This is a genomic window from Halorubrum sp. CBA1229 (assembly GCF_003721435.2).
Lineage (GTDB): Archaea > Halobacteriota > Halobacteria > Halobacteriales > Haloferacaceae > Halorubrum.
Window position 1 is genome coordinate 819,451 of sequence record NZ_CP054585.1, and the last position, 20,642, is coordinate 840,092.

At 71.1% G+C, this 20,642-nt stretch carries 18 protein-coding genes and 1 tRNA gene; 13 read left to right on the forward strand and 6 right to left on the reverse strand.

Annotation, left to right across the window (positions count from 1 at the left end; translation table 11 throughout):
• Positions 1 to 238 precede the first annotated feature (238 nt).
• Both Hrr1229_RS04100 and pyrE read left to right on the forward strand, forming a co-directional pair.
• Positions 239 to 3,502, forward strand: coding sequence for a PAS domain-containing protein (locus tag Hrr1229_RS04100; RefSeq protein WP_123114926.1), 3,264 nt, complete (start codon positions 239 to 241; stop codon positions 3,500 to 3,502).
• Positions 3,503 to 3,597: 95 nt separating this feature from the next.
• The gene (pyrE, locus tag Hrr1229_RS04105) at positions 3,598 to 4,146 is read left to right on the forward strand and encodes an orotate phosphoribosyltransferase (protein WP_176329353.1); all 549 of its coding nucleotides are present in this window, start codon (positions 3,598 to 3,600) and stop codon (positions 4,144 to 4,146) included.
• A gap of 32 nt (positions 4,147 to 4,178) precedes the next feature.
• On the opposite strand, the gene Hrr1229_RS04110 is transcribed toward pyrE, so the two are convergent.
• Positions 4,179 to 5,141, reverse strand: coding sequence for an AAA family ATPase (locus Hrr1229_RS04110; RefSeq protein WP_123114064.1), 963 nt, complete (start codon positions 5,139 to 5,141; stop codon positions 4,179 to 4,181).
• A gap of 156 nt (positions 5,142 to 5,297) precedes the next feature.
• Between Hrr1229_RS04110 and Hrr1229_RS04115 the strand changes: the two genes are divergently transcribed.
• Positions 5,298 to 5,382, forward strand: a tRNA-Ser gene (locus Hrr1229_RS04115).
• A 140-nt stretch (positions 5,383 to 5,522) separates the two neighbouring features.
• Positions 5,523 to 5,885: a group 1 truncated hemoglobin gene (locus tag Hrr1229_RS04120; RefSeq protein WP_123114063.1), complete on the forward strand. Its 363-nt coding sequence runs from the start codon at positions 5,523 to 5,525 to the stop codon at positions 5,883 to 5,885.
• 55 nt (positions 5,886 to 5,940) lie between these two features.
• On the opposite strand, the gene Hrr1229_RS04125 is transcribed toward Hrr1229_RS04120, so the two are convergent.
• Positions 5,941 to 6,252: a hypothetical protein gene (locus Hrr1229_RS04125; RefSeq protein ID WP_123114062.1), complete on the reverse strand. Its 312-nt coding sequence runs from the start codon at positions 6,250 to 6,252 to the stop codon at positions 5,941 to 5,943.
• Between the two features lie 128 nt (positions 6,253 to 6,380).
• On the opposite strand from Hrr1229_RS04125, the gene Hrr1229_RS04130 reads away from it, so the two are divergent.
• On the forward strand, positions 6,381 to 8,051 hold the full coding sequence (locus tag Hrr1229_RS04130) for an alpha-amylase family protein (protein ID WP_123114061.1): 1,671 nt from the start codon (positions 6,381 to 6,383) through the stop codon (positions 8,049 to 8,051).
• Positions 8,052 to 8,102: 51 nt separating this feature from the next.
• On the opposite strand, the gene Hrr1229_RS04135 is transcribed toward Hrr1229_RS04130, so the two are convergent.
• On the reverse strand, positions 8,103 to 9,653 hold the full coding sequence (locus Hrr1229_RS04135) for a (R)-citramalate synthase (RefSeq protein ID WP_176329355.1): 1,551 nt from the start codon (positions 9,651 to 9,653) through the stop codon (positions 8,103 to 8,105).
• Between the two features lie 332 nt (positions 9,654 to 9,985).
• Here Hrr1229_RS04135 and Hrr1229_RS04140 point away from each other — a divergent pair, with 332 nt between their 5' ends.
• Positions 9,986 to 10,474 carry a cupin domain-containing protein gene (locus Hrr1229_RS04140; protein ID WP_123114059.1) on the forward strand — a complete coding sequence of 163 codons (489 nt, stop codon included), beginning with the start codon at positions 9,986 to 9,988 and terminating at the stop codon, positions 10,472 to 10,474.
• Positions 10,475 to 10,490: 16 nt separating this feature from the next.
• Here Hrr1229_RS04140 and Hrr1229_RS04145 read toward each other — a convergent pair whose 3' ends face one another.
• Positions 10,491 to 11,174: a hypothetical protein gene (locus tag Hrr1229_RS04145; protein ID WP_123114058.1), complete on the reverse strand. Its 684-nt coding sequence runs from the start codon at positions 11,172 to 11,174 to the stop codon at positions 10,491 to 10,493.
• Positions 11,175 to 11,629: 455 nt separating this feature from the next.
• Positions 11,630 to 12,310 carry a hypothetical protein gene (locus Hrr1229_RS04150; protein WP_123114057.1) on the reverse strand — a complete coding sequence of 227 codons (681 nt, stop codon included), beginning with the start codon at positions 12,308 to 12,310 and terminating at the stop codon, positions 11,630 to 11,632.
• A 171-nt stretch (positions 12,311 to 12,481) separates the two neighbouring features.
• Here Hrr1229_RS04150 and Hrr1229_RS04155 point away from each other — a divergent pair, with 171 nt between their 5' ends.
• From Hrr1229_RS04155 to Hrr1229_RS04180, 6 genes are all read left to right on the forward strand, one after another.
• Positions 12,482 to 13,063 (forward strand): biotin transporter BioY, encoded by a 582-nt coding sequence (locus Hrr1229_RS04155; protein ID WP_123114924.1) that lies wholly within the window; start codon positions 12,482 to 12,484, stop codon positions 13,061 to 13,063.
• 55 nt (positions 13,064 to 13,118) lie between these two features.
• Positions 13,119 to 13,886: an ABC transporter ATP-binding protein gene (locus Hrr1229_RS04160; protein WP_123114056.1), complete on the forward strand. Its 768-nt coding sequence runs from the start codon at positions 13,119 to 13,121 to the stop codon at positions 13,884 to 13,886.
• Positions 13,883 to 14,596 (forward strand): energy-coupling factor transporter transmembrane protein EcfT, encoded by a 714-nt coding sequence (locus tag Hrr1229_RS04165; RefSeq protein WP_123114055.1) that lies wholly within the window; start codon positions 13,883 to 13,885, stop codon positions 14,594 to 14,596. Before Hrr1229_RS04160 ends, Hrr1229_RS04165 begins: the two co-directional genes overlap by 4 nt.
• A 79-nt stretch (positions 14,597 to 14,675) precedes the next feature.
• A complete protein-coding gene (locus tag Hrr1229_RS04170; protein WP_123114054.1) occupies positions 14,676 to 15,512 on the forward strand; it encodes a phosphoenolpyruvate hydrolase family protein in 837 nt (278 codons plus the stop codon).
• On the forward strand, positions 15,509 to 16,732 hold the full coding sequence (locus Hrr1229_RS04175) for a Tm-1-like ATP-binding domain-containing protein (protein WP_123114053.1): 1,224 nt from the start codon (positions 15,509 to 15,511) through the stop codon (positions 16,730 to 16,732). Before Hrr1229_RS04170 ends, Hrr1229_RS04175 begins: the two co-directional genes overlap by 4 nt.
• A 117-nt stretch (positions 16,733 to 16,849) precedes the next feature.
• Positions 16,850 to 19,069 carry a (Fe-S)-binding protein gene (locus Hrr1229_RS04180; protein ID WP_123114052.1) on the forward strand — a complete coding sequence of 740 codons (2,220 nt, stop codon included), beginning with the start codon at positions 16,850 to 16,852 and terminating at the stop codon, positions 19,067 to 19,069.
• Positions 19,070 to 19,081: 12 nt separating this feature from the next.
• Here the strand turns inward: Hrr1229_RS04180 and Hrr1229_RS04185 are convergent, their stop codons facing one another.
• The gene (locus Hrr1229_RS04185) at positions 19,082 to 19,411 is read right to left on the reverse strand and encodes a hypothetical protein (RefSeq protein ID WP_123114051.1); all 330 of its coding nucleotides are present in this window, start codon (positions 19,409 to 19,411) and stop codon (positions 19,082 to 19,084) included.
• A gap of 203 nt (positions 19,412 to 19,614) precedes the next feature.
• Here Hrr1229_RS04185 and Hrr1229_RS04190 point away from each other — a divergent pair, with 203 nt between their 5' ends.
• The gene (locus Hrr1229_RS04190) at positions 19,615 to 20,613 is read left to right on the forward strand and encodes a PstS family phosphate ABC transporter substrate-binding protein (protein WP_123114050.1); all 999 of its coding nucleotides are present in this window, start codon (positions 19,615 to 19,617) and stop codon (positions 20,611 to 20,613) included.
• Positions 20,614 to 20,642: the final 29 nt, after the last annotated feature.

Sequence of the window (20,642 nt, forward strand, 5' to 3'; positions counted from 1 at the left end):
CCGCTTCCGCCGGAGCGGTCACCCGACGGCCTCGTTTCGGGACCGAAGTCGACGCGCGTTTATTTATAAGAGTAAAATGTCAAACCCGAGCGTTCGGGGGGAACCGTTATGTCTCCCGTTCCGGTACGTACGTGCATGATTGGAACGCTCGATCGGGACCGTCGACCCCCGGAGTCGACGACCCCTGCCCTTCGCGCCGAGGAGCGCGGCGCGGTCCGGGACCGCACGCGCCGAGGGGATGGGGACTGACAGACCCGCGCTCCACGTCGGCGACCGCGACGGCCTGCCGGACGCGGCGTGGACGAGCCTGCCGGCGGAGACGACGCGGATCGCGCCGAGCGAGCCAGCTGAACGCGACGACCGATTTAAAAAGGACGCCGTCGTGGTCGTCCGGCTCGACGCGGGAGAGGAGGGCCCCGCCGAACGGCTGCGCCGGATCCGAGAGCGGTTCCCCGACGCGCCGGTGCTCGCCTACTCGGCGGACGACGACCCGGACGCGGCCATCGACGCGGGCCGACTCGGGATCGAGTACGTCTCCGGCCGGCGACTGGCGGCCGACGGCGAGACGCTCGCGGACCGGGTCGCCGAGCTGACGGAACGCGACGGCGACGGTCGCCGTGACGACGTCGACCGCGCGTTCCTCGAACCGTTCGTGCGGATCGTCTCCGACAGGCGCGCGGACTTGGAAGAGCAGATCGACGCGCTGCTCGAACTCGGTCGCGGCTACCTCGGGCTGTCGATCGGGTACTCGTCCCGGATCACCGACGACCGGCTCGAGATCCGACAGTACAGCGATTCCACAGGTGTTCTCGACCCGATCGCGGGCGGCGACGCGGACGGGTCGGTCCCGCTGGAGCTGACCTACTGTCGGCGGACCGTGAGCAGCCGCTCCGCCGGGGGCGACCGGGGAACCGACGGGGGACGGGGCGAACGCGGCGGCGGGGAGGACGGGGAACGAAACGGTCGCCCCGGCGTGTTCGCGTTCACCGACCCCGAGGCCGCCGGGATGCGGGGCGACCCGGCGTACGAGCAGTTCGGCTTCGGCAGCTACGTCGGCGGGCGCGTCGTCGTCGACGAGGAGGTGTTCGGCACGATCTGTTTCCTCGACCCCGAGTCCCGCGACCGCCCGTTCGACGCGTCGGAGGAGCTGTTCGTCGAGCTTCTCGCCGAGTGGCTCGGCCGAGAGATAGAGCGCCGGCTGGCCCTCGAGCGGCGCGAGGCGGCGGTCGAGCAGTACGAGGAGACGCTCGAACGGATCGACGACGCCTTCTTCGCGCTCGACGACGAGTGGCGGTTCACCTACGTCAACGAGAAGGCCGCGACGCTGCTCGACCGCGACCCGGACGAGCTGCTCGGCGCCGAGGTGTGGGAGGAGTTCCCGGCCGCGATCGGCCGGGAGTACGAGCGGAACTACCGGCGGGCCATGGAGGAACAGGAGACGGTCTCGTTCGAGGAGCACTACGAGCCGCTCGACCTCTGGACCGAGGTGACCGCCTATCCCTCGCCGGACGGGCTCTCCGTGTTCTTCTCCGACGTCACCGACCGGAAGCGCCGGGAGGCGACGCTCGAGCGGCTCCTCAGCACCGTTGAGCGGATCCAGCGGACCGACGACAAGGAGGCGATCGCCAACCGGCTGATCGAGGCCGCCGACGAGGTCCTCGGGTACGAGATCGGCGGCGTGCGGCTGCACGACCCCGAGACCGACCGGCTCCGGCTGGTCGCCACGAGCGACGGGCTCGGCGAGCGGTTCGCCGGTCGCGACCCGCGGCCGCCCGGTGAGGGGGTCACGGGCACGGTGTACGAGCGCGGCGAGCCGTGGGTGTGCGACGACGTCGCCGCGCTGGGCGACGACCGCGACTACCACGGGATGCGGTCGTTCGCGACCATGCCGCTCGGCGAGCACGGCGCGTTCGTGGTCGGCGCCAGCGAGCCGAACGCGTTCGACGAGGACGACGTGTCGGTGCTCGAACTGCTGTCGACGAACGCGGTCGCGGCGATGGACGCCCACGACCGTCGCGGCCGCCTCCGGACCTACGAGAACGCCCTCAAGAACGTCGACGACATGGTCTGCGTGCTCGACGCCGACGGCGCAGTGACGTACGCCACGAAGCCGTTCGCCGAGTGGCTCGGCGTCGACGACCGCGCGCTCGTCGGGAGCCGCCTCGAGGAGGCGCTGCCGGACCCGTCGGCCGAGCGCGTCTCGACCGCCGTCCGGGGGCTCCTCGACCACGTCGCCTCCGGCGGACCCGCGGCGGACGGGCCGAACGCCGACCCGGTCCAGAGCGTCGTCGTGTCGGTCGAGCGCGACGACGACTCGCGCACCCAGCGCGGCGAGCTGCGGCTCTCCGCGCTGGCCGGCGGGTCGACCGGGGTGGTCGGGTCGCTGTCGGACACCACGGACCTCCACCGAACGCGGACGGAGCTCACCCGCGAGCAGGACCGCTTCGACCGGCTGTTCGAGCGCCTCCCGGATCCGGTGATCGAGGTCGCGCTCGAGCCGAACGAGACGGTGATCGCCGGGGTCAACTCGGCGTTCGCGGACCGGTTCGGCTACGACCCGGTCGCGCTCCGCGGGCGCACCATCGACGCGCTGGACATCCTCGACGACCGGATCGCCGGCCCGGGCGAGGAGCCCGGGACGGGGGGAGAAGGCGAGGGGACGGACGAGCGGTCCCTCGACGAGCGCGTCCGCGAGGAGGGGTCCGTCGCCGCCGAGGTCCGCCGGCGGACCGTCGACGGACCGCGAGAGTTCCTCTTCCGCGGGTTCACGTACGAGACGGCCGGCGGGCGCCGCGCGTTCGGCATCTACACCGACATCACCGACCGGCAGCGCCGCGAGCGGTACTTCCGGGTCGTCAACCGCATCCTCCGGCACAACCTCCGCAACGAGCTGAACGTCGTGTTCGGGTTCGCGAGCGAGATCGCGAGCAACGCCGAGGACGACCGGACCGCCGACTACGCCCGCCGGATCGAGACGACCGGGAGGCGGCTCGCCGACCTCGCGGAGGGAGCGGCCGGGATCAGGCGCGTCGTCGAGGAGGGGACCGTGAGCGACCCCGAACCCGTCTCGGTCGGGCAGGTCGCCGGGGCGGTCCGCGAGGAGTGCGCCGAGCGGTACCCCGAGGCCCGGATCGACGCCGCGGTCCCCGACGACGCCGTCGTCCGCGGCGACGATCGACTGAGGGACGCGCTCGGGCACCTCGTCGAGAACGCCGTGGTCCACGCGCGGGCCGACGCGCCGCGGGTGGAGATCGGCGCCGAGCGCCACCCGGAGGGCGAGACCGTGAGCGTGCGGGTCGCCGACGACGGCCCGGGGATCCCCGACGGGGTCCGCGAGGTGATCACGGGCGAGGCCGAGGTGACGCAGCTCAACCACAACACCGGCATCGGGCTGTGGATCGTCGCCTGGATCGTCGAGGCGTACGGCGGCGAGGTCGCGTTCGGGCCGGGGATCGACGGCGAGGGGACGACCGTCACGCTCCGGCTCCCGGCGGCGGAGTGACGGGGCGAGACGCCGGTGGTGGGAGCGCCCGCCGGTCGAAGCGAGGAGCGCCGCGTTCCGACCCGTTTATAATCGCCGGGGCGCCCCCTCTGGGTATGACCGACGACGAGCGACGACGCGAGCTCATCGCCGCACTGCGGGCGGCCGACGCCGTCCGATTCGGCGAGTTCGAGCTCTCGCACGGCGGCACCAGCGACTACTACGTAGACAAGTACCTGTTCGAGACCGACCCGGACGCGCTGACGCTCGTCAGCGAGGCGTTCGCGGCCCGGCTCGAGGACGCGGACGCGAAGCTCGCGGGGGTCGCGCTCGGCGCGGTCCCGCTCGTGGCCGTCACGGCCGCCGAGCTGGGGCGCCCGTACGTCATCGCGCGCAAGTCGGCGAAGGAGTACGGCACCGGCAACCGCATCGAGGGGCGGCTCGACGAGGGCGAGGAGGTCGTCGTGTTGGAGGACATCGCCACGACCGGGCAGTCGGCCGTCGACGCCGTCGAGGCGCTGCGCGAGGCGGGCGCGACGGTGAACCGCGTGCTCGTCGTCGTCGACCGGGAGGAGGGGGCCGAGGAGCTGCTCGCCGACCACGACGTGGAGCTGGAGTCGCTTTTGACGGCGACGGAGCTGCTGGCGGAGCGGGACGAGGAGTAGGCGGGCGGACCGGGCCGTTTTTTAAGCACGCGTCAGGCCTCGGCCGTCTCGACGGTCGGCACCGCGACGCGGTCGAGGGCGTCGGCGATCACGTCGCGCTTGTCGACGTCGTTGACGGCGGCGTCCGGGGTCAGGACGAGCCGGTGCGCGAGCGCCGGCTCCGCGACGCGCTTCACGTCGTCCGGGGTGACGAACTCGCGGCCGGCGACGACCGCCGCGGCGCGGGCGGTCTCGAACAGCCGCTGGGTGCCCCGGGGCGAGACGCCCACGTCGACGCGGCGGTCCTCGCGGGTCGCGCGGACGAGCGCGGCCATGTACCCGAGCAGGTCGTCCTCGACGCGGACGGACTCGGGCACCTCGCGGAGCGCCGAGACGGCGTCGGCGTCGAGCACGCGGTCGACGGTCGGCGCCTGCTCGACGCGGCCCGCGCGCCGCCGGAGCAGCTCGACCTCGCCGTCGTCGTCGGGGTAGCCGATCGAGGTCTTGATCGTGAACCGGTCGAGCTGCGCCTCGGGCAGGGGGAACGCGCCCTCGCTCTCCACCGGGTTCTGGGTCGCGATGACGTAGAACGGCTCCGGGAGGGCGTGCGTGTCGCCGTCGACGGTCACCTGTCCCTCCTCCATCGCCTCCAGCAGCGCCGCCTGCGTCTTCGGCGGCGCCCGGTTGATCTCGTCGGCGAGCACGACGTTGGCGAAGATCGGGCCGGGCGAGAAGGCGAAGGAGCCGTCGCCTTCGTCGAACACGTTCGTCCCGGTGACGTCGCTCGGGAGGAGGTCCGGCGTGAACTGCACCCGGGAGAACTCTAAGCCGAGCGCGGTCGCGAACGAGCGCGCAGAGAGGGTCTTGCCGGTGCCGGGCACGTCCTCGAGGAGGACGTGGCCGCGGGCGAGGATACCGAGAGTGACGCGGTCGAGGAACTCGCGGTCGGCGACGACCGCCCCGCCGACCTCGTCGACGACGCGCGAGCAGGCCGCCGCCGCTTCGGGGACGTCCATACCGGCCGCACGGGGGCCGCGCCGAAAAGCGTTGCCGGCGGCCCGGCTCTCGTCGGCGTCTCGGCGACGCGTCGCGGGGAGCGTCGCCGTCGCCGTCGGGGGTTCGCCGCCGGCGATCGAAACGCATAACAGCGGAACCGGCCAACCCGCAAGTGAGCCGAGGTAGCCTAGCCTGGCCAAGGCGGTAGATTCGAAATCTACTGTCCATTCGGACACCGGAGTTCAAATCTCCGCCTCGGCGCTTCTCTCGACCCCTGCCCCGTTCAGCGACGCGGCTCGCGGTTCCTCGACGCAGTTTTTTGGTTTATAACTGACGCCACGAGCGATCAGCGAGCGACGGAGCGGGGAAAAAGCCATACGTCGCGGCCGTGACCGGATCGTATGGCAGACGCGACGCTGTACGACCGCCTGGGCGGCGAGCCGGCGGTCGGTGCGGTTGTAGGGGAGTTCTACGACCGGGTGCTGGCCGACGAGCGGGTGGCCCACCACTTCGACGACGTGGACATGTCGGCCCAGCGCTCCCACCAGACGAAGTTCCTGAGCGCGGTCACCGGCGGCCCGATGCAGTACGAGGGCGACGACATGGAGACGGCCCACGAGGGGCTCGCGATCACGGACGCGGAGTTCGACGCGATCGCGGGGCACCTCGACGGGGCGCTCCGGGAGTTCGACGTCGCCGACGCGGACCGCGAGGCGGTGATGGAGACGGTCGAGGGGTACCGCGACGACATCGTCGAGGCGTGACCGGAAAACTGGCGGAAGGGGTCGAAACGCGGCCCGCAGTGACCGCGAGCGACGCCTACCGCTCTCCGCCCAGCGACTCCTGTTCGGGGCCGGCGTCGCCGCCTGCGGGGCGACGCCGCTTGTCGTAGGCCGCCTCCAGCTTGGCGTTCGTCGCCCGTGAGACGAGGTAGCAGTCGACCGCGTCGTCGTCTCGGGGATGGGCGCTCGCGACCCAGACGTGGCCGTCGCCCGCCGAGAGGTCGGACGCCCAGCGCTCCGCGGCCGCGCGGCTCTCGAAGGCGTGGCGTGGGCCGTCCTCGAAGACGAGCCGCCCCACCTTCGCGTTGCGCTTGCGCGCCGAGGGCTTCACCGCGACGACGACGCTCACGGGCGACGTTGGGGCGTCGTCGTGTAAAAACCTCGTCAGACGCGGTCGGCCGCGAGTCGGGGAGGGCGGCCGCGAGTCGGGGAGAGCGAACCGCAAGAAACCAGACCCCCGCTTCCGTACCCGGACGCATGAGCGATCCGGCCTGGTACGAGGACGCGACGATCTACTCGTTGGACGTCAAGACGTTCAACGACGGCGACGGGGACGGCTGGGGGGATTTCCGGGGGGCGATCGAGCGGCTCGACTACCTCGACGAGCTCGGTGTCGACGCGCTCTGGATCCGGCCGTTCTACCCGAGCCCGCTCCGCGACAACGGGTACGACGTCGCCGACTACTACGGCGTCGACGACCGGCTGGGGAGCCTCGACGACTTCCGCGAGTTCGCCGACCGGGCGCACGAGCGGGGGATCCGCGTGATCACCGACCTCGTCTTCAACCACACCTCGAACGAGCACGAGTGGTTCCAGCGGGCGCGCGAGGACCCCGACTCCGACTACCACGACTACTACCTGTGGACGAGTCACCTGGCGGACGCCCACCAGCGCGGCAACATCTTCCCGGAGTACGAGGACGGCGTCTGGTCGTACGACGACGTCGCCGAGAAGCACTACTTCCACCAGTTCTACGGCCACCAGCCCGACCTCAACGTCGCGAACCCCGCGGTCCGCGAGGAGCTGTACGACGTGCTCCGGTTCTGGCTCGACCAGGGCGCGGACGGCTTCCGGATCGACGCCGCCCACCCGATGCTGATGCCGAAGGGACACAACGCGACCACCCTCGACGAGACCGACCTCGGCGACTCAATCGAGCTGTTCAAGGAGATGCGACGGGTCGTCGAGGCGGAGCAGTCCGACGCGGTGCTGCTCGCCGAGGCCGACGACGAGCCGGAACACCTCGACTACTACTTCGGCGACGGCGAGGCGTTCCACCTCCAGTTCAACTTCGTGATGAACGCGCACCTCACGTACGCGGTCGGCGTGAAAGACACCTGGCCGCTCCAGCGCGCCGAGGAGATCCTCCCCGACGTCTCCGACGTGGGCGCGTGGGTGAACTTCCTGCGGAACCACGACGAGTGGAACCTGCTGAAGCTCCCGGAGGAGGCGTTCGAGCACGCCCGCGAACACTTCGGCGACGACGCCGGCGACTCGTGGATCTTCGAGCGCGGCCACCGGCTCCGGCTCGCGGACCTGTACGACGGCGACCGCGACCGGATCGCCGTCGCCCACAGCCTCCTCTTCTCGCTCCCCGGGTCCGTCGCGCTCCAGTCCGGTGACGAGATCGGGATGGGCGCGGACCTCTCGCTCCCCGAGCGCGAGGCCGTCCGCACGCCGATGCAGTGGGACGACTCCCCGAACGGCGGCTTCTCGACCGCGGCCCCTGAGGACTGCTACAACCCCGTGGTCGACGAGGGCGCCTACGCCTACGACCGCGTGAACGTCGCCGCCCAGCGCGACGACCCCGACTCGCTGCTCTCGCGGGTCGAGGCGCTCGTGGCGGCCCGCGACGCGTGTCCCGAGATCGCCCGCGGCGACTACCGCGCGCTCGAGACCGACCACAAGGAGACGCGCGTTCACCGGTTCGACCATGAAAGGGGAGACGGAGAGGACACGGACGGGACCGTCCTCCTCTGCGCGCACAACCTCGCCGACGACTACCGCGAGGAGATCGTCGGCTTCGACGTCGACCCGGACACCGTCGAGCACGTCGTCGGCGACGGCGAGCACTACGTCGCGGAGGGGGGCGTCACGTTCAAGCTCGACGCCTGCGACTACGCGTGGCTGCGCGGCGAGAAGCGGTAACGCGGCCGAGCGGGGCGACGGCGCGCCGGACCGAGGCGGGTTCCGCCCCCGTCAGTCGTCCGCCAGCGAGGCCGCGTCCGGCACCGATCCGTCCTCGGCGGCGGCCGAGAGCAGGCGGTCGAGCCCGTCGACCATCGCGACGACGCTGGCGCGGGTGATGTCCGCGTCCGTCGAGGAGACGGAGACCGACCGGTCGCCCCGCGAGAGGTCGACCTCGACGGTGACGACCGCGTCGGTGCCGCCCGTGATCGCGTCGACGTGGTAGGAGTTCAGATCGAAGGAGACGCCTTCTCCGCTCGAATCGCCCGCCAGCGCGGCCCGCACGGCCTCGAGGCCGGCGTCGACCGGGCCGGCGCCCGTACCGGAGGCGACGCGCTCCTCGTCGCCGACGCGGAGTCGCACCGACGCGGTGGGGAGGTTCCCGCCGGAGGTGGCCGACAGGTCGACGAGCTCGACGCGGCGGTCGCGCTCGCGGCCCTGCACGTCCTCGGTGATCGCGAGCAGGTCGGCGTCGGTGACGCGCTTCCCGCGGTCGCCGAGCTCCTTCACGCGGCTCACGACCGCGCTCAGCTCGTCGTCGTCGACCGCGACGTCGTGCTCGGCGAGCGCGGCCTTGACGCCGGCGCGGCCGGCGTGTTTCCCGAGGACGAGGCGCCGCTCGCGGCCCACCGTCTCGGGCGGGTACGGCTCGTACATCGTCCCGTCCTTGAGCGTGCCGTCGGTGTGGATGCCGGACTCGTGGGCGAAGGCGTTGGCGCCGCAGACCGCCTTGTTCGGCGGGAGCGCGACGCCCGTGGCTTCCGAGACGGTCCGACAGAGCCGGTAGAGCCGCTCTAGCTCGACCGTGTCGACGTCGTACGACCGGGCGAGCGCGACGGCGACCTCCTCTAAGGCGACGTTGCCGGCGCGCTCGCCGACGCCCATCACGGTGCCGTGGACGGTGTCGGCGCCCGCCTTCAGCCCGGCGTGGACGTTCGCCACGCCGAGGCCGAGGTCGTCGTGGGTGTGGAGGCTCGTCGGGCCGCGGTCGGCGAGCCGGGAGACGACCTCGGCGGTGCGCTCCGGGTCGGCCGCGCCGACCGTGTCGCAGTAGCAGATCCGGTCGGCGCCGGCGTCGAGGCCGGCGCCGAGCAGGCGGTCGAGGTAGTCGAGGTCGGCGCGGGAGCCGTCCTCGCCGAGCACCTCGACCCACAGGCCGTGGTCTTTCGCGTACTCGACGAGCTCGACCGTCGTGTCGACCACCTCGTCGCGGGTCGAGCCGACCTTCGTCTCGACGTGCTTGTCCGAGGCCGGGACGACGAGGTTGATCCCGTCGACGCCGCAGTCGAGCGCGTGGTCGACGTCGGCCTTCACGCCGCGGGCGAAGCTCGTCACGGTCGCCGAGAGCCCCTCGCCCGCGACCCGCCGGATGGCCTCGCGCTCGCCCTCCGAGGTGCACGCCGAGCCCGCCTCGATCAGGTGCATCCCCGCCGCGTCGAGCTCGCGGGCGACGTCGACCTTCTCGGCCGGCGTCAGCGAGACGCTGGGCATCTGCTCGCCGTCGCGCAGGGTGGTGTCTAACAGCTGTACCTCGTCGAGGTCGGTGAGTGGTGTTCGGGTCAAAAGGGAGTCCGTCCGCTTGTCGGTGGGTTCGGAGCCGGTGCCGCCGCGGGGCGGTCGTGCCCCGGAATCGTTATCGCCGGAGAATTTCGCGGCCAGCCGCCGCGAGGCGACTTCCTCTATCCTCCGAACGACCACGATCGTCTCGTGTCATTCGTGTCCGTGCCGACGTGTCTCACACATATAAACGAACGGGTCGAGACAGGTATGGCCAACGGATCGTTAGCGACGGGCGTGGTTCGGTGATGATTCGTCGGCGGCGCACCGGAGCGCCGTCCCGGCGGGGCCGTTCCGTCGCCGACAGGGTTACGAACGCGGGCCGAGAGCGGGCCCGCATGAAGCGAGTCGCGGTCGACGACGTCGACGTCGTCACGAACCCGATGGAGGTCCACGACGTGCGCAGACCGGTCTCTCGCGTCCTCGGCACGGAGCACGTGGCGATGAACTACTTCGAGCTCGCGCCCGGCGACGCCTTCTCCGGCGGGCTTCACGCCCACGGCGACCAGGAGGAGGTGTTCTACGTGCTCTCCGGGACCGCCACCTTCGAGGTCGGGCGGGAGCGCGAGCGCGTCGACGTCGAGGCCGGCGAGCTGATCCGGTTCGCGCCCGGCGAGTTCCAGTCCGGGTTCGTCCGCGAGGACGCCGACGAGGAGGTCGTCGCGTGGGCGTTCGGCGCCCCCGGCGCGCGTCACGACTGGGAGCAGATCGAGTCGCTGATCGAGTGTCGGAGCTGCGGGGAGGAGCTCCCGCACGCGACGGAGCTGACCGACGAGGGGCGATTCCGGTTCACGTGCAGCGAGTGCGGCACGTCGTTCTCGCCGTAGGGAGTGGGCCGAGACCTCACCCCAGCAGCGACCGGAACGACCGGCGACCGACGCCGCACCGCTCGCGGTAGTCGCAGGCCGAACACCGGTCGTCGTCGACGCGCGACGGCGGCCCGTCGATCGCGCGGGCCGCCCGCAGCGCGCGGCGGTAGGCGGCCTTCCGCCGAGTCGTGAGCCGGACCTCGCGGACGGCGCCGACGCTCGGGTACTCGACCAGCGCGCGCGGCACCTCGCGCTCGCGCTCCCACGCGACCGCCTTCGCGACGGCGACGGCTCTGACCGACTGCGGCTCCCAGACGCCGTTTTCGGGGGGTTCGCCCGGCGAGACGACGGTGGGGAGGGGCGGGTCGGTGGGGGCGGTCGGATCGTCGGCAGGGGCGGTCGGAGAGAGCACCTTGTGCACCGTTCCGCGGCAGTCTCTCCCCGAGACGAACGCGCGCTCGCGCTCGGGGTCGGCGAGCCGGTCGTAGTCGTCGCGCTCGCGGAGCCGGTCGAGGTTCCGTCGGTAGGCGGCGGGCGAGCGCCGGATCGGGAGCCGGCGGAGCGTCGCGTCCGGTGCGTCGGCGAGCGCGGGGTAGCGGTAGGCGAGGTCGATCCGGGCGCGGGCGTCCGGCGGGACCGCCCGGTCGTCCTCGCGGCGGGCGTAGTAGAGCTGTCGGGGGCAGTAGGCCGCGCGGGCCACGTCGCTGAAGGGGGTCACGGATCGGTTGGACGCGGTTTGGTTTATAAAGAGTTGACTGCGGATAAACAGTGAACACCGCCAAAGCCCCAGCCGCTCGCTTATAGGCAGCTGCTTACGGATCGTCGATGAAGACCTCCAAAGCCCCAGCCGCGAGGACTCGCGTGGCTCGCTGCGCGCTTCAGTCGCTCGCGATGCTCGCTCCTTCCAGTGCTTGCGTCGCCAAGCGTCGTCCTCGCGGCTGGGGCTTTGAGTCCCGCCCCGCACAGCAACCGCGCCTCACGCCTCCCCAGCCTCGGCGGACGGACCGGCACGGCTCCGCCCGCGCCGGCCCGCCGCCTCCCTCGCGGGCGGGTCGCGCCCGCTGGGCGCGACCCGGCGCGCCCCTTCATCGTTGGGGCTCGTGAGCGTGCGGTGGTGGTCAAGCGAGAGCGGGGAGACGGCAGGCCGTGAAGGCGGTTACAACGAGCGACTATTTATAAGGAAACGTCCGTCTCGATGTCCTCGGTCGCCTCCTGCAACCCGTCCTCGCGGGCGGTTTCGGCGTGGTTTCCCTCGATCTCGGCGTCGGTGAGGAGGTCGCGGAGCTCGTCGCGGAAGCGGTCGTTCGCCCGGGTGGACGTGAGGTCGACGCGGGCGACGCGCGCGTGTTTCGCGACGGCGTCGGGCTCGGCACCGAGCTCCGCCGCGCACTCGACGATGGACCGGCCCTCGGCGGTCAGCGACTTCAGGTCCGCGTACTCGAACGGAGCGTCGTCGACCTCGCGGTCGGCCTCTCGCACGAGGTGGAGGTCGAAGCGGGCGTCGCGGACGGTGTCGGGGTCGACATCGACGGGCTCGGGGGTGTCGTCCGAGGGGTCGCTCGCGTCGCCCGCGCGGACCACGTCGTCGCCCTCGGCGAGCGCAGCCGCGATCGCCGCGTCGTCGTCGAACTCGAAGCGCCCGCGGGCGATCCGGGCGTAGGCCGCGTCGTCGAGGTCCGTCGAGAAGTCGTACCGCTCTCGCATCGCGGCGACCAGCTCGCGGACCCGCTCGCCGACGGCGGCCTCGTCGCGGTCGGTGAGGGTCCCGGGGGACTCCGCCTGCCGCTCGGTGACCGTGTCGGACCCGGTGGTCTCGACGAAGATGTCGCGGAGCTCGGCCGTCTTCTCGTCCATGGGCCCGAACGTACGCGCTCCCGATAGAAAAGCCTCGCGTCCGGTTTCGGAGGGTTCGAGCGTTGTCGGGACGATGCCCGCGGAATCGGGACGATGATGACGACCGCCGCCGACGGGCGGCGAGAGTCGTCAACCAGTATATTCAAGTCGGTTTACGAGCGTGTCGAGGGCATGGCAACCAGCACGGAGTCGGTGGATCTCGTCGGCGACGAGGCCGCGACGAACCTCGCTCGCGCGGCGCTGTTCGCCGCGCTCGTCGGCGCGTTCGCGTACGTGACGTTCCCGAATCCCGTCTCGCCCGTCTCGGTGACCCTCCAGGTGCTCGGCGTGTTCCTCGCCGGGATCTACCTCGGGCCAGTGTGGGGGGCCGCGTCGCTCGTCCTCTACCTCGCCGCGGGCGCGCTCGGCGCCCCAGTGTTCCAAGGCGGCTCGGCCGGTGTCGGCGCGCTCGTCGGCCAGTCCGCCGGCTACCTCTGGTCGTACCCGCTCGCCGCCGCCGCGGTCGGCGCGGTCGTCCACCGGGGCGCGACCCTCCGCGACCTCGATTCCGTCGGCGTCCCGACGCTCGTCGGCGCGATGATACTCGGCACCGCGATCATCTACGCGCTCGGCGTCGCCGGCCTCGCCCTCGTGCTCTCGCTCGGCCCGGTCGAGGCGGTGACCGTCGGCGCCGCGGCGTTCCTCCCCGCGGAGGCGCTGAAGGTCGCCGCCGCGGTCGGCATCGTGCGCTCGGACGCGATCGCGGCGGCGTGAGGTACGCGCGTGACTGACGCGGAGGTGGCGCCGTGATCGACGCGGAGGTGGCGCCGTGATCGACGTCGACGGCCTCACCTGTCGGTACGGCGGTGGTTCCGGGGACGAAGCCAGCGTCACGGCCGTCGACGACGCGACCCTCTCGGTCCCGGACGGCGAGTTCCTCGTCGTCGCGGGCGCGAACGGCTCCGGAAAGACGACGCTGGTCCGGACGTTCAACGGGCTCGTGACGCCGGACTCTGGGACGGTCTCGGTCAACGGGACGCCCGTCGAGAGCGACCTCGTCGCCGCCCGGACCGCGGTCGGCATGGTGTTCCAAGACCCCCGCGACCAGCTCGTCGCGGCCACCGTCGGCGCCGACGTCGCGTTCGGCCCGGAGAACCTCGGCCTCGCGCACGACGAGATCGACCGCCGGGTCGCGGCGGCGCTCGACGCCGTAAACATGGCCGGGCGCGGGGACGACCGGATCGCGTCGCTGTCGGGCGGCGAGCGCGAGCGCGTCGCGATCGCCGGCGCGCTGGCGATGGAGCCGGATCACCTCGTCTTAGACGAGCCGTTCACCGGGCTCGACGAGCCGGCTCGGCGCTCGGTCGTGGACCGCCTCCGGGACCGCCACCGCGCGGGGACGAGCGTGGTCGTCGTCACCCACGACCTCCGCGACGTGCTCGGGCTCGCCGACCGCGTGGTCGGGCTGGCGGACGGGCGGGTCGCGGTCGACGCCGCCCCGGAGGCGGCGGTCGCGGACCTGCCGGGACTGGACGTGCGGGTCCCCGCGGGAGCGACCGGAGACCGCCCCGACGAAACCCCCGCCTCGGACCCGTGACGCTCTCGTACGCGCCCGGCGACTCGCTCGCCCACCGGCTCGACCCGCGGTCGAAGCTGCTCGCGCAGGCCGGGTTCGCGGCCGCGGCGTACGCGTACACGACCCCCGGCGGGCTCGCGGCGCTCACCCTCCTCGCGGTCGGGTTCCTGCGGCTCGCTGGGGGCGACCTCCGCGACGTGTGGACCTACCGGTTCGCGCTTCCGGTACTCGCCCTCGCGCCCCTCGTGGCGGGCGCGACGCTCGGCGCGCCGTGGTTCCGCCCCGACCGCGCCGCGACCACGGGGCTCGCGAGCTACCGGGTCCTGCTGATCCTGATCGTCGCGGCGGGGTACGTCCGGTCGACGCCGGTCCGCGACTCCCGGGCGGCGCTCCAGCGGACGGTTCCCGGGAGGGCGGGGCAGTTCCTCGGCGTGGGCGTCGCGCTCGTGTTCCGGTTCCTCCCCCTGCTGAAGCGGGACTTGCTGACCGCGCGTGAAGCGATCCGCGCGCGCGGCGGCGACGCGCTCCCGGTTCGGGACCGGGTGCGGCTCGTCGCCGTCGCCGGGATCAACCGGGCGTTCGGCCGGGCGGACCGGCTCGGGACCGCGCTGAACGCGCGCTGTTTCGCGTGGAACCCGACCCTCCCGCGGCTGGCGCTCGGGCGAACGGACGCGGTCGCGCTGGGGGTCGGGGTCGGCCTGTTCGCGGCCGCCCTCGTGGCCGTTCCCTGACCGGCCCAGAGACGCTCTTCCCCTCGGCGAGAATATCCCGAACGTTCATTATGATTCTGGGAGATGACGGACGCGTCACATGAAATTCGACCGATCGGAGACGCTCGACCGACTCGAATCAGTCGTCGCGGACGGCGACCCCGTGATCGGCGCCGGCGCGGGGACGGGGCTCTCGGCGAAATTCGCCGAGCGGGGCGGCGTCGACCTGCTCATCATCTACAACTCCGGACGCTACCGGATGAACGGGCGGGGGTCGCTGGCCGGGCTGCTCCCGTACGGCGACGCCAACGAGATCGTCGTCGAAATGGGTCACGAGGTGATCCCGGTCGTGGAGGACACGCCGGTGCTCGCGGGAGTCAACGGGACCGATCCGTTCCGTGAGATGAGCGTGTTCATCGAAGAACTCAAGCGGCAGGGGTTCTCGGGCGTCCAGAACTTCCCGACCGTGGGCCTCATCGACGAAGACAGCGACTTCCGACGGAATCTGGAAGAGACCGGGATGGGGTACGATCGGGAGGTCGAGATGATCCGCGAGGCCAGCGAGCGCGGAATGGTAACGTGTCCGTACGTCTTCACCGAGGACCAAGCCCGCGAGATGGTACGCGCCGGCGCGGACGTCGTCGTCTCGCACATGGGGCTGACCACCTCCGGCGACATCGGCGCCGAGACGGCGCTGGACCTGGAGACGGCCGCCGAGCGCGTCCAGGCCCACTGCGACGCCGCCAAATCGGTCGACGAGGACGTGATGGTTATCTGTCACGGCGGACCGATCGCCTGGCCCGACGACGCCCGGTACGTGCTCGAACACACCGACGACGTCGTCGGCTTCTTCGGCGCCTCCAGCATCGAGCGGCTCCCCACCGAGGAGGCGATAGAGGAGCAGGCCCGCGAGTTCAAGGAGATCGATCCGCGATGAGCGTCGTCATCGTCGGCACCCTCGACACCAAAGGCGAGGAGATCGGGTTCGCCCGGGACGTCCTCCGCGCCCAGGGCGTCGACGTCCACGTGGTCGACGTCGGAGTGATGGGCGAGCCTGAGTTCGAGCCGGACACGGGGGCCGACGCTGTCGCCGCGGCCGCTGACGCGTCCCTCGACCGGCTCCGCGAGGCGGCCGACCGCGGCGAGGCCATCGACGCGATGGGCGAGGGCGCGGCCGCCGTGGTCTCGCGCATGCACGAGGCCGGCGAACTCGACGGCGTGTTGGGGCTCGGCGGGTCCGGAAACACCTCGGTCGCGACGGCGGCGATGCGCGCGCTCCCGGTCGGGGTTCCGAAGCTGATGGTCTCGACGATGGCCTCCGGCGACACCGAGCCCTACGTCGGCGCCACGGACATCGCGATGCTGTACTCCGTCGCCGACGTCGAGGGGCTCAATCAGCTCTCCCGACGGGTCATCGCCAACGCGGCGCTCGCGATGGTCGGGATGGTCGCGAACGACCCCGACGTCGAGGTCGAGGAGCGCCCAACGATCGGGATCACGATGTTCGGCGTGACCACCCCGTGCGTCCAGACCGCCCGCGAGCACCTCGAAGAGTGGGGCTACGAGACGATCGTCTTCCACGCGACCGGGACGGGCGGTCGCGCCATGGAGAACCTCGTGGCGGAGGGCGTCATCGACGGCGTGCTCGACGTTACCACGACGGAGTGGGCCGACGAACTCGTCGGGGGTGTGCTCTCGGCCGGGCCGGACCGCCTCGACGCGGCCGGGGAGGCGGGGATCCCGCAGGTCGTCTCGACCGGCGCGCTCGATATGGTGAACTTCGGTCCGCGCGACTCCGTTCCCGAGCGGTTCGAAGGGCGTCAGTTCCACGTTCACAACCCGCAGGTGACGCTGATGCGAACGACCCCCGAGGAGTGCGCCGAGCTCGGCGAGATCATCGCCGAGAAGCTGAACGCCGCGACCGGCCCGACCGCGCTCGCGCTTCCACTCGGCGGCGTCTCGATGCTCGACGTGGCCGGCGAGGCGTTCCACGACCCCGAGACGGACGCGGCGCTGTTCGACGCGCTCCGGCGCGGCGTCGACGACGACGTCGAGGTGATCGAGGTGGACGCCGACGTCAACGACGACGCGTTCGCCCGGGCCGTCGCCGAAAAGCTCGACGAGTACATGCGAGAGGCCGGAGTGGCGCCGGAGTGACGGGGCTGGACAGGGGGGATGGACAGGGAGATCGTGCCGTCCCGCGAGCCGATCGAACCGGGAGACGCGCTCCGCGTTGTGGCAAGTTTTAACCGGGCCGTATCCGCCTGATCGATCATGACTCCGCTGCAGGCGGCCACCCGGGAGACGTTCTGGACGATCGGTCCGGTGGGGAAGGCCGCGTTCTACTGGCTCGCCGCGGTCGCGATCCTCGTGTTCTGCTACGGCGTGTACGCCCGGTTCGCCGCGTACGCCCGCGGGAGCGCGGACCCCCGCAACCGGCTGTCGGACCTCCCGTCGCGGACCGTTGAGGCGACGCGGACCGTGCTCTCGAACGAGAACCAGTTCGACGGGGACGCGTACACCGGCGTGATGCACACGTTCGTGCTGTGGGGCTTCCTCACCCTGCTCGTCGCGACGACGATCCTCGGGTTCGACATCGACGTCTACCGCCCGATCGCGGGCGAGTCGTTCTGGGTGGGCGACTTCTACCTGGCCTACCAGTTCGTCGTCGACGCGTTCGGCCTGCTGTTCGTCGTCGGCGTCGGCATGGCCATGGTCCGCCGCTACCGCGAGCGCGACGGGCGGCTGTGGGGGAAACACACCTCGCTGGAGGACGACGCGTTCGTCTGGACCCTCTTCCTGCTCGGCGTCGGCGGCTTCGTCGTGCAGGCGCTCGGCATCGTCGGCCAGCCGGCGCGCGCCGACGAGACGGTGAGCTTCGTCGGGATGGCGATGGCGGCCGGGTTCCGGTGGGCCGGGCTGACGCCCGGCGGCGCCGAGTCGATCTACGCCGTTGTCTGGTGGAGCCACTCGCTGCTCGCGTTCGCGTTCATCGCGTGGATCCCGTACGCGAAGCCGTTCCACATGATCTCCTCGTTCGCGAACGTCGTCGCCCGCGACGAGAAGGCCGGCGCCCGGCTGCCGAACGTCCCGGCCGACCTCGACCACACGAACGCCGAGTCCATCGAGGACTTCACCTGGAAGGAGCTGATGGACGGCGACGCCTGCACGAAGTGCGGGCGGTGTACCGACGCCTGTCCGGCCGACACGGTCGGTCGAAACCTCGACCCGCGGGACGTCATCCTCGATTTAAAAGCGTACCGCGAGTCCGTCACCGACGACCCGGTGGCGGGGAGCGGCGGCGGGGAAGCGGTGGCGACCGATGGTGGCCGCGCAGCCGACGACGCGGCCACCGATGGCGGCGTCGCGAGCGCAGACGGCGGCACCGTCCCAATCGTCGCCGACGAGGGCGGCGTCATCGCCAGCGAGTCGATGGAGTCCTGTATGTCCTGTATGGCCTGTATGGACGCCTGCCCGGTCGACATCGAGCACCTCACCTCGTTCACGAAGCTGAACCGCCAGCTCGTCGACGAGGGCGCGGTCGACTCGAACCTCCAGGACGTGTTCCAGGACGTGATGCAGAAGGGGAACACCTTCGGCGAGTCGCAGTCGGCCCGCGGCGACTGGGCGGACGAACTGGACGACGCCGTCGAGGTCCCGGACGCCCGCGAGACGGAGGTGGAGTACCTCTGGTACGTCGGCGACTACCCGAGTTTCGACGATCGGAATAAAAAGGTCGCCCGCGCGCTCGCCCGCCTGTTCGAGGAGGCCGACGTGTCGTTCGGCATCCTCTTCGACGACGAGAAGACGGACGGCAACGACATCCGCCGGATCGGCGAGGAGTTCCTCTACCTCGAACTGGCGGGCCACCACGTCGAGACGTTCGCGGACTGCGAGTTCGACTCGATCGTCTGTACCGACCCGCACTCGTACAACACCATCAAAAACGAGTACCCCGAGGTCGACTTCGCGGAGTTCGCGGACGACCCGATGATGCCGTTCGACCGCGAGGAGCCGTGGAACGCCGACGGCGAGGTCGACGTGCGCCACTGGACGCAGGTGGTCGAGGAGTTAGTCGACGAGGGGCGACTCGGCCTGTCGGGCGGCGAGCTCGACTACACCGTCACCTACCACGACCCCTGTCACCTCGGCCGGTACAACGACGAGTACGAGGCGCCCCGCGAGCTGATCCGGGCGACCGGCGCCGACCTCTACGAGATGCCGCGCTCGCACGACGATTCCTTCTGCTGCGGCGGCGGCGGGGGCGGGCTCTGGACCGAACACGAGGAGGACGTGAAGCCGAGCGAGGAGCGCCTCCGCGAGGCGGTCGAGGACACCGACGCTGGCGGGGCAATCGAGAAGTTCGTCGTCGCCTGCCCGATGTGCACGACGATGTTCGAGGACGGTCGGAAGACCGGCGACTTCGAGGACGACGTGGAGATCGTCGACGTCGCGGAGCTGCTGATCGAGGCGGTGGAGGCTGGATCGAATTAAAAGCGAAATCTGTCAGGCGCCGCGCCCCGCGTCCCGCGGGCCCGATCGCGGCCGGGGCTCGACCGCGTCGTCGACCCGCCGCAACAGCGCACGCCCCGGCGCCCGGTCGCGAACGGGCGCGTCGCCGAGGTAGTCGATCAGCGCGTCGCGGAGGAGCTCGGCGCCCTCGGCGTCGAGCGCGCGGTCCCGTTCGATGCGCCGGATCGGTCGGCACTGCGCGGGGGCGTCGTCGCCGGCGTCCACCGCGGCCGCGCCCGCGTCGAGCAGGGCGGCGTGCGCGACCCACGCCTCCTCGCGGGAGAGCGAGAGCCGGATCCGGTTCCCGTTCGTCGGAGGGGTCATCGTCCCGGTCTTCGCACGGAGGGTCTTAAAAATACGCCCAAGTAGCGGGTCCGGACTTCGACGAGGGCGGGGCGTTCTACGCCGGCGCAGGCGGACCGCCGCCGATGAGAACTATATAGAGTATATATCGCACCCGAGTGGTACGTCCCGAGGTGTACTCCTCATAGCATACTATTTAACTCAAAAACGTCCACGGACAGGTGATGGCATCAAGCCACGACGCGGAGACTGAGGGGATCACGCGGCGGAAATCGCTTGCGGCGCTCGCCGGTGTCGGGGCCCTCGGTCTCGCCGGCTGTACGCAGAGCTCCGGAGACGGTTCCGACGGCGGAGACGACGGCCTCTCGGGCTCGATCAACATCGCCGGCTCCTCGACCGTTTTCCCGCTGATGAGCGCGATCGCGGAGGACTTCGCCGCCGAGCACGACCAGCTCTCGATCGACATCAGCTCGACGGGTTCGGGCGGCGGGTTCTCGAACTACTTCTGTGTCGGCGACACCGACTTCAACAACGCGAGCCGAGAGATCCAGCCCGCAGAGGAGGAGCTCTGCGAGGAGAACGGCGTCGAGTACATCGAGCTCATCGCGGCGACGGACGCGCTCACGGTCGTCGTCAACCCCGAGGCCGATTGGATCGACTCGCTCACCATCGAGGAGTTGGCGACGATCTGGGAGGAGGACGCCGTCGAGACCTGGGACGAGGTCCGCGACGAGTTCCCGAACGAGGAGATCGAGCGGTTCGGCGCCGCCGACACCTCCGGGACGTACGACTACTTCATCGAGGCCATCTTAGAGGACCGCGGTCACACCAGCGACTACCAAGCGACCGAGCAGGACAACTCGATCGCGCAGGGGGTCTCGGGCAGCGAGTACGCGATCGGCTACTTCGGCTTCGCGTACTACTTCCAGAACCCCGACCAGCTCAAGGCGCTCGGGATCGACGACGGCGACGGTCCGGTCGAGCCCAGCCTCGAGACGGCGTCCAGCGGCGAGTACACTCCCCTCTCCCGGCCGCTGTTCACCTACCCGTCGATCGAGTCGCTCGGGAAGGAGCACGTCGCCGAGTTCGCCCGGTACTTCGTCGAGCAGACGACGAACGAGGACCTCGTCGCCGGCGACGTCGGGTACGTGCCCGCGACCGAGGAGACCCAGGAGGAGCAGATGGAGCTCCTCGAAGACGCCATCGAGCGGGCGCAGGAGTAACGTCCGCGATGAACCGGTGTATTGATTTA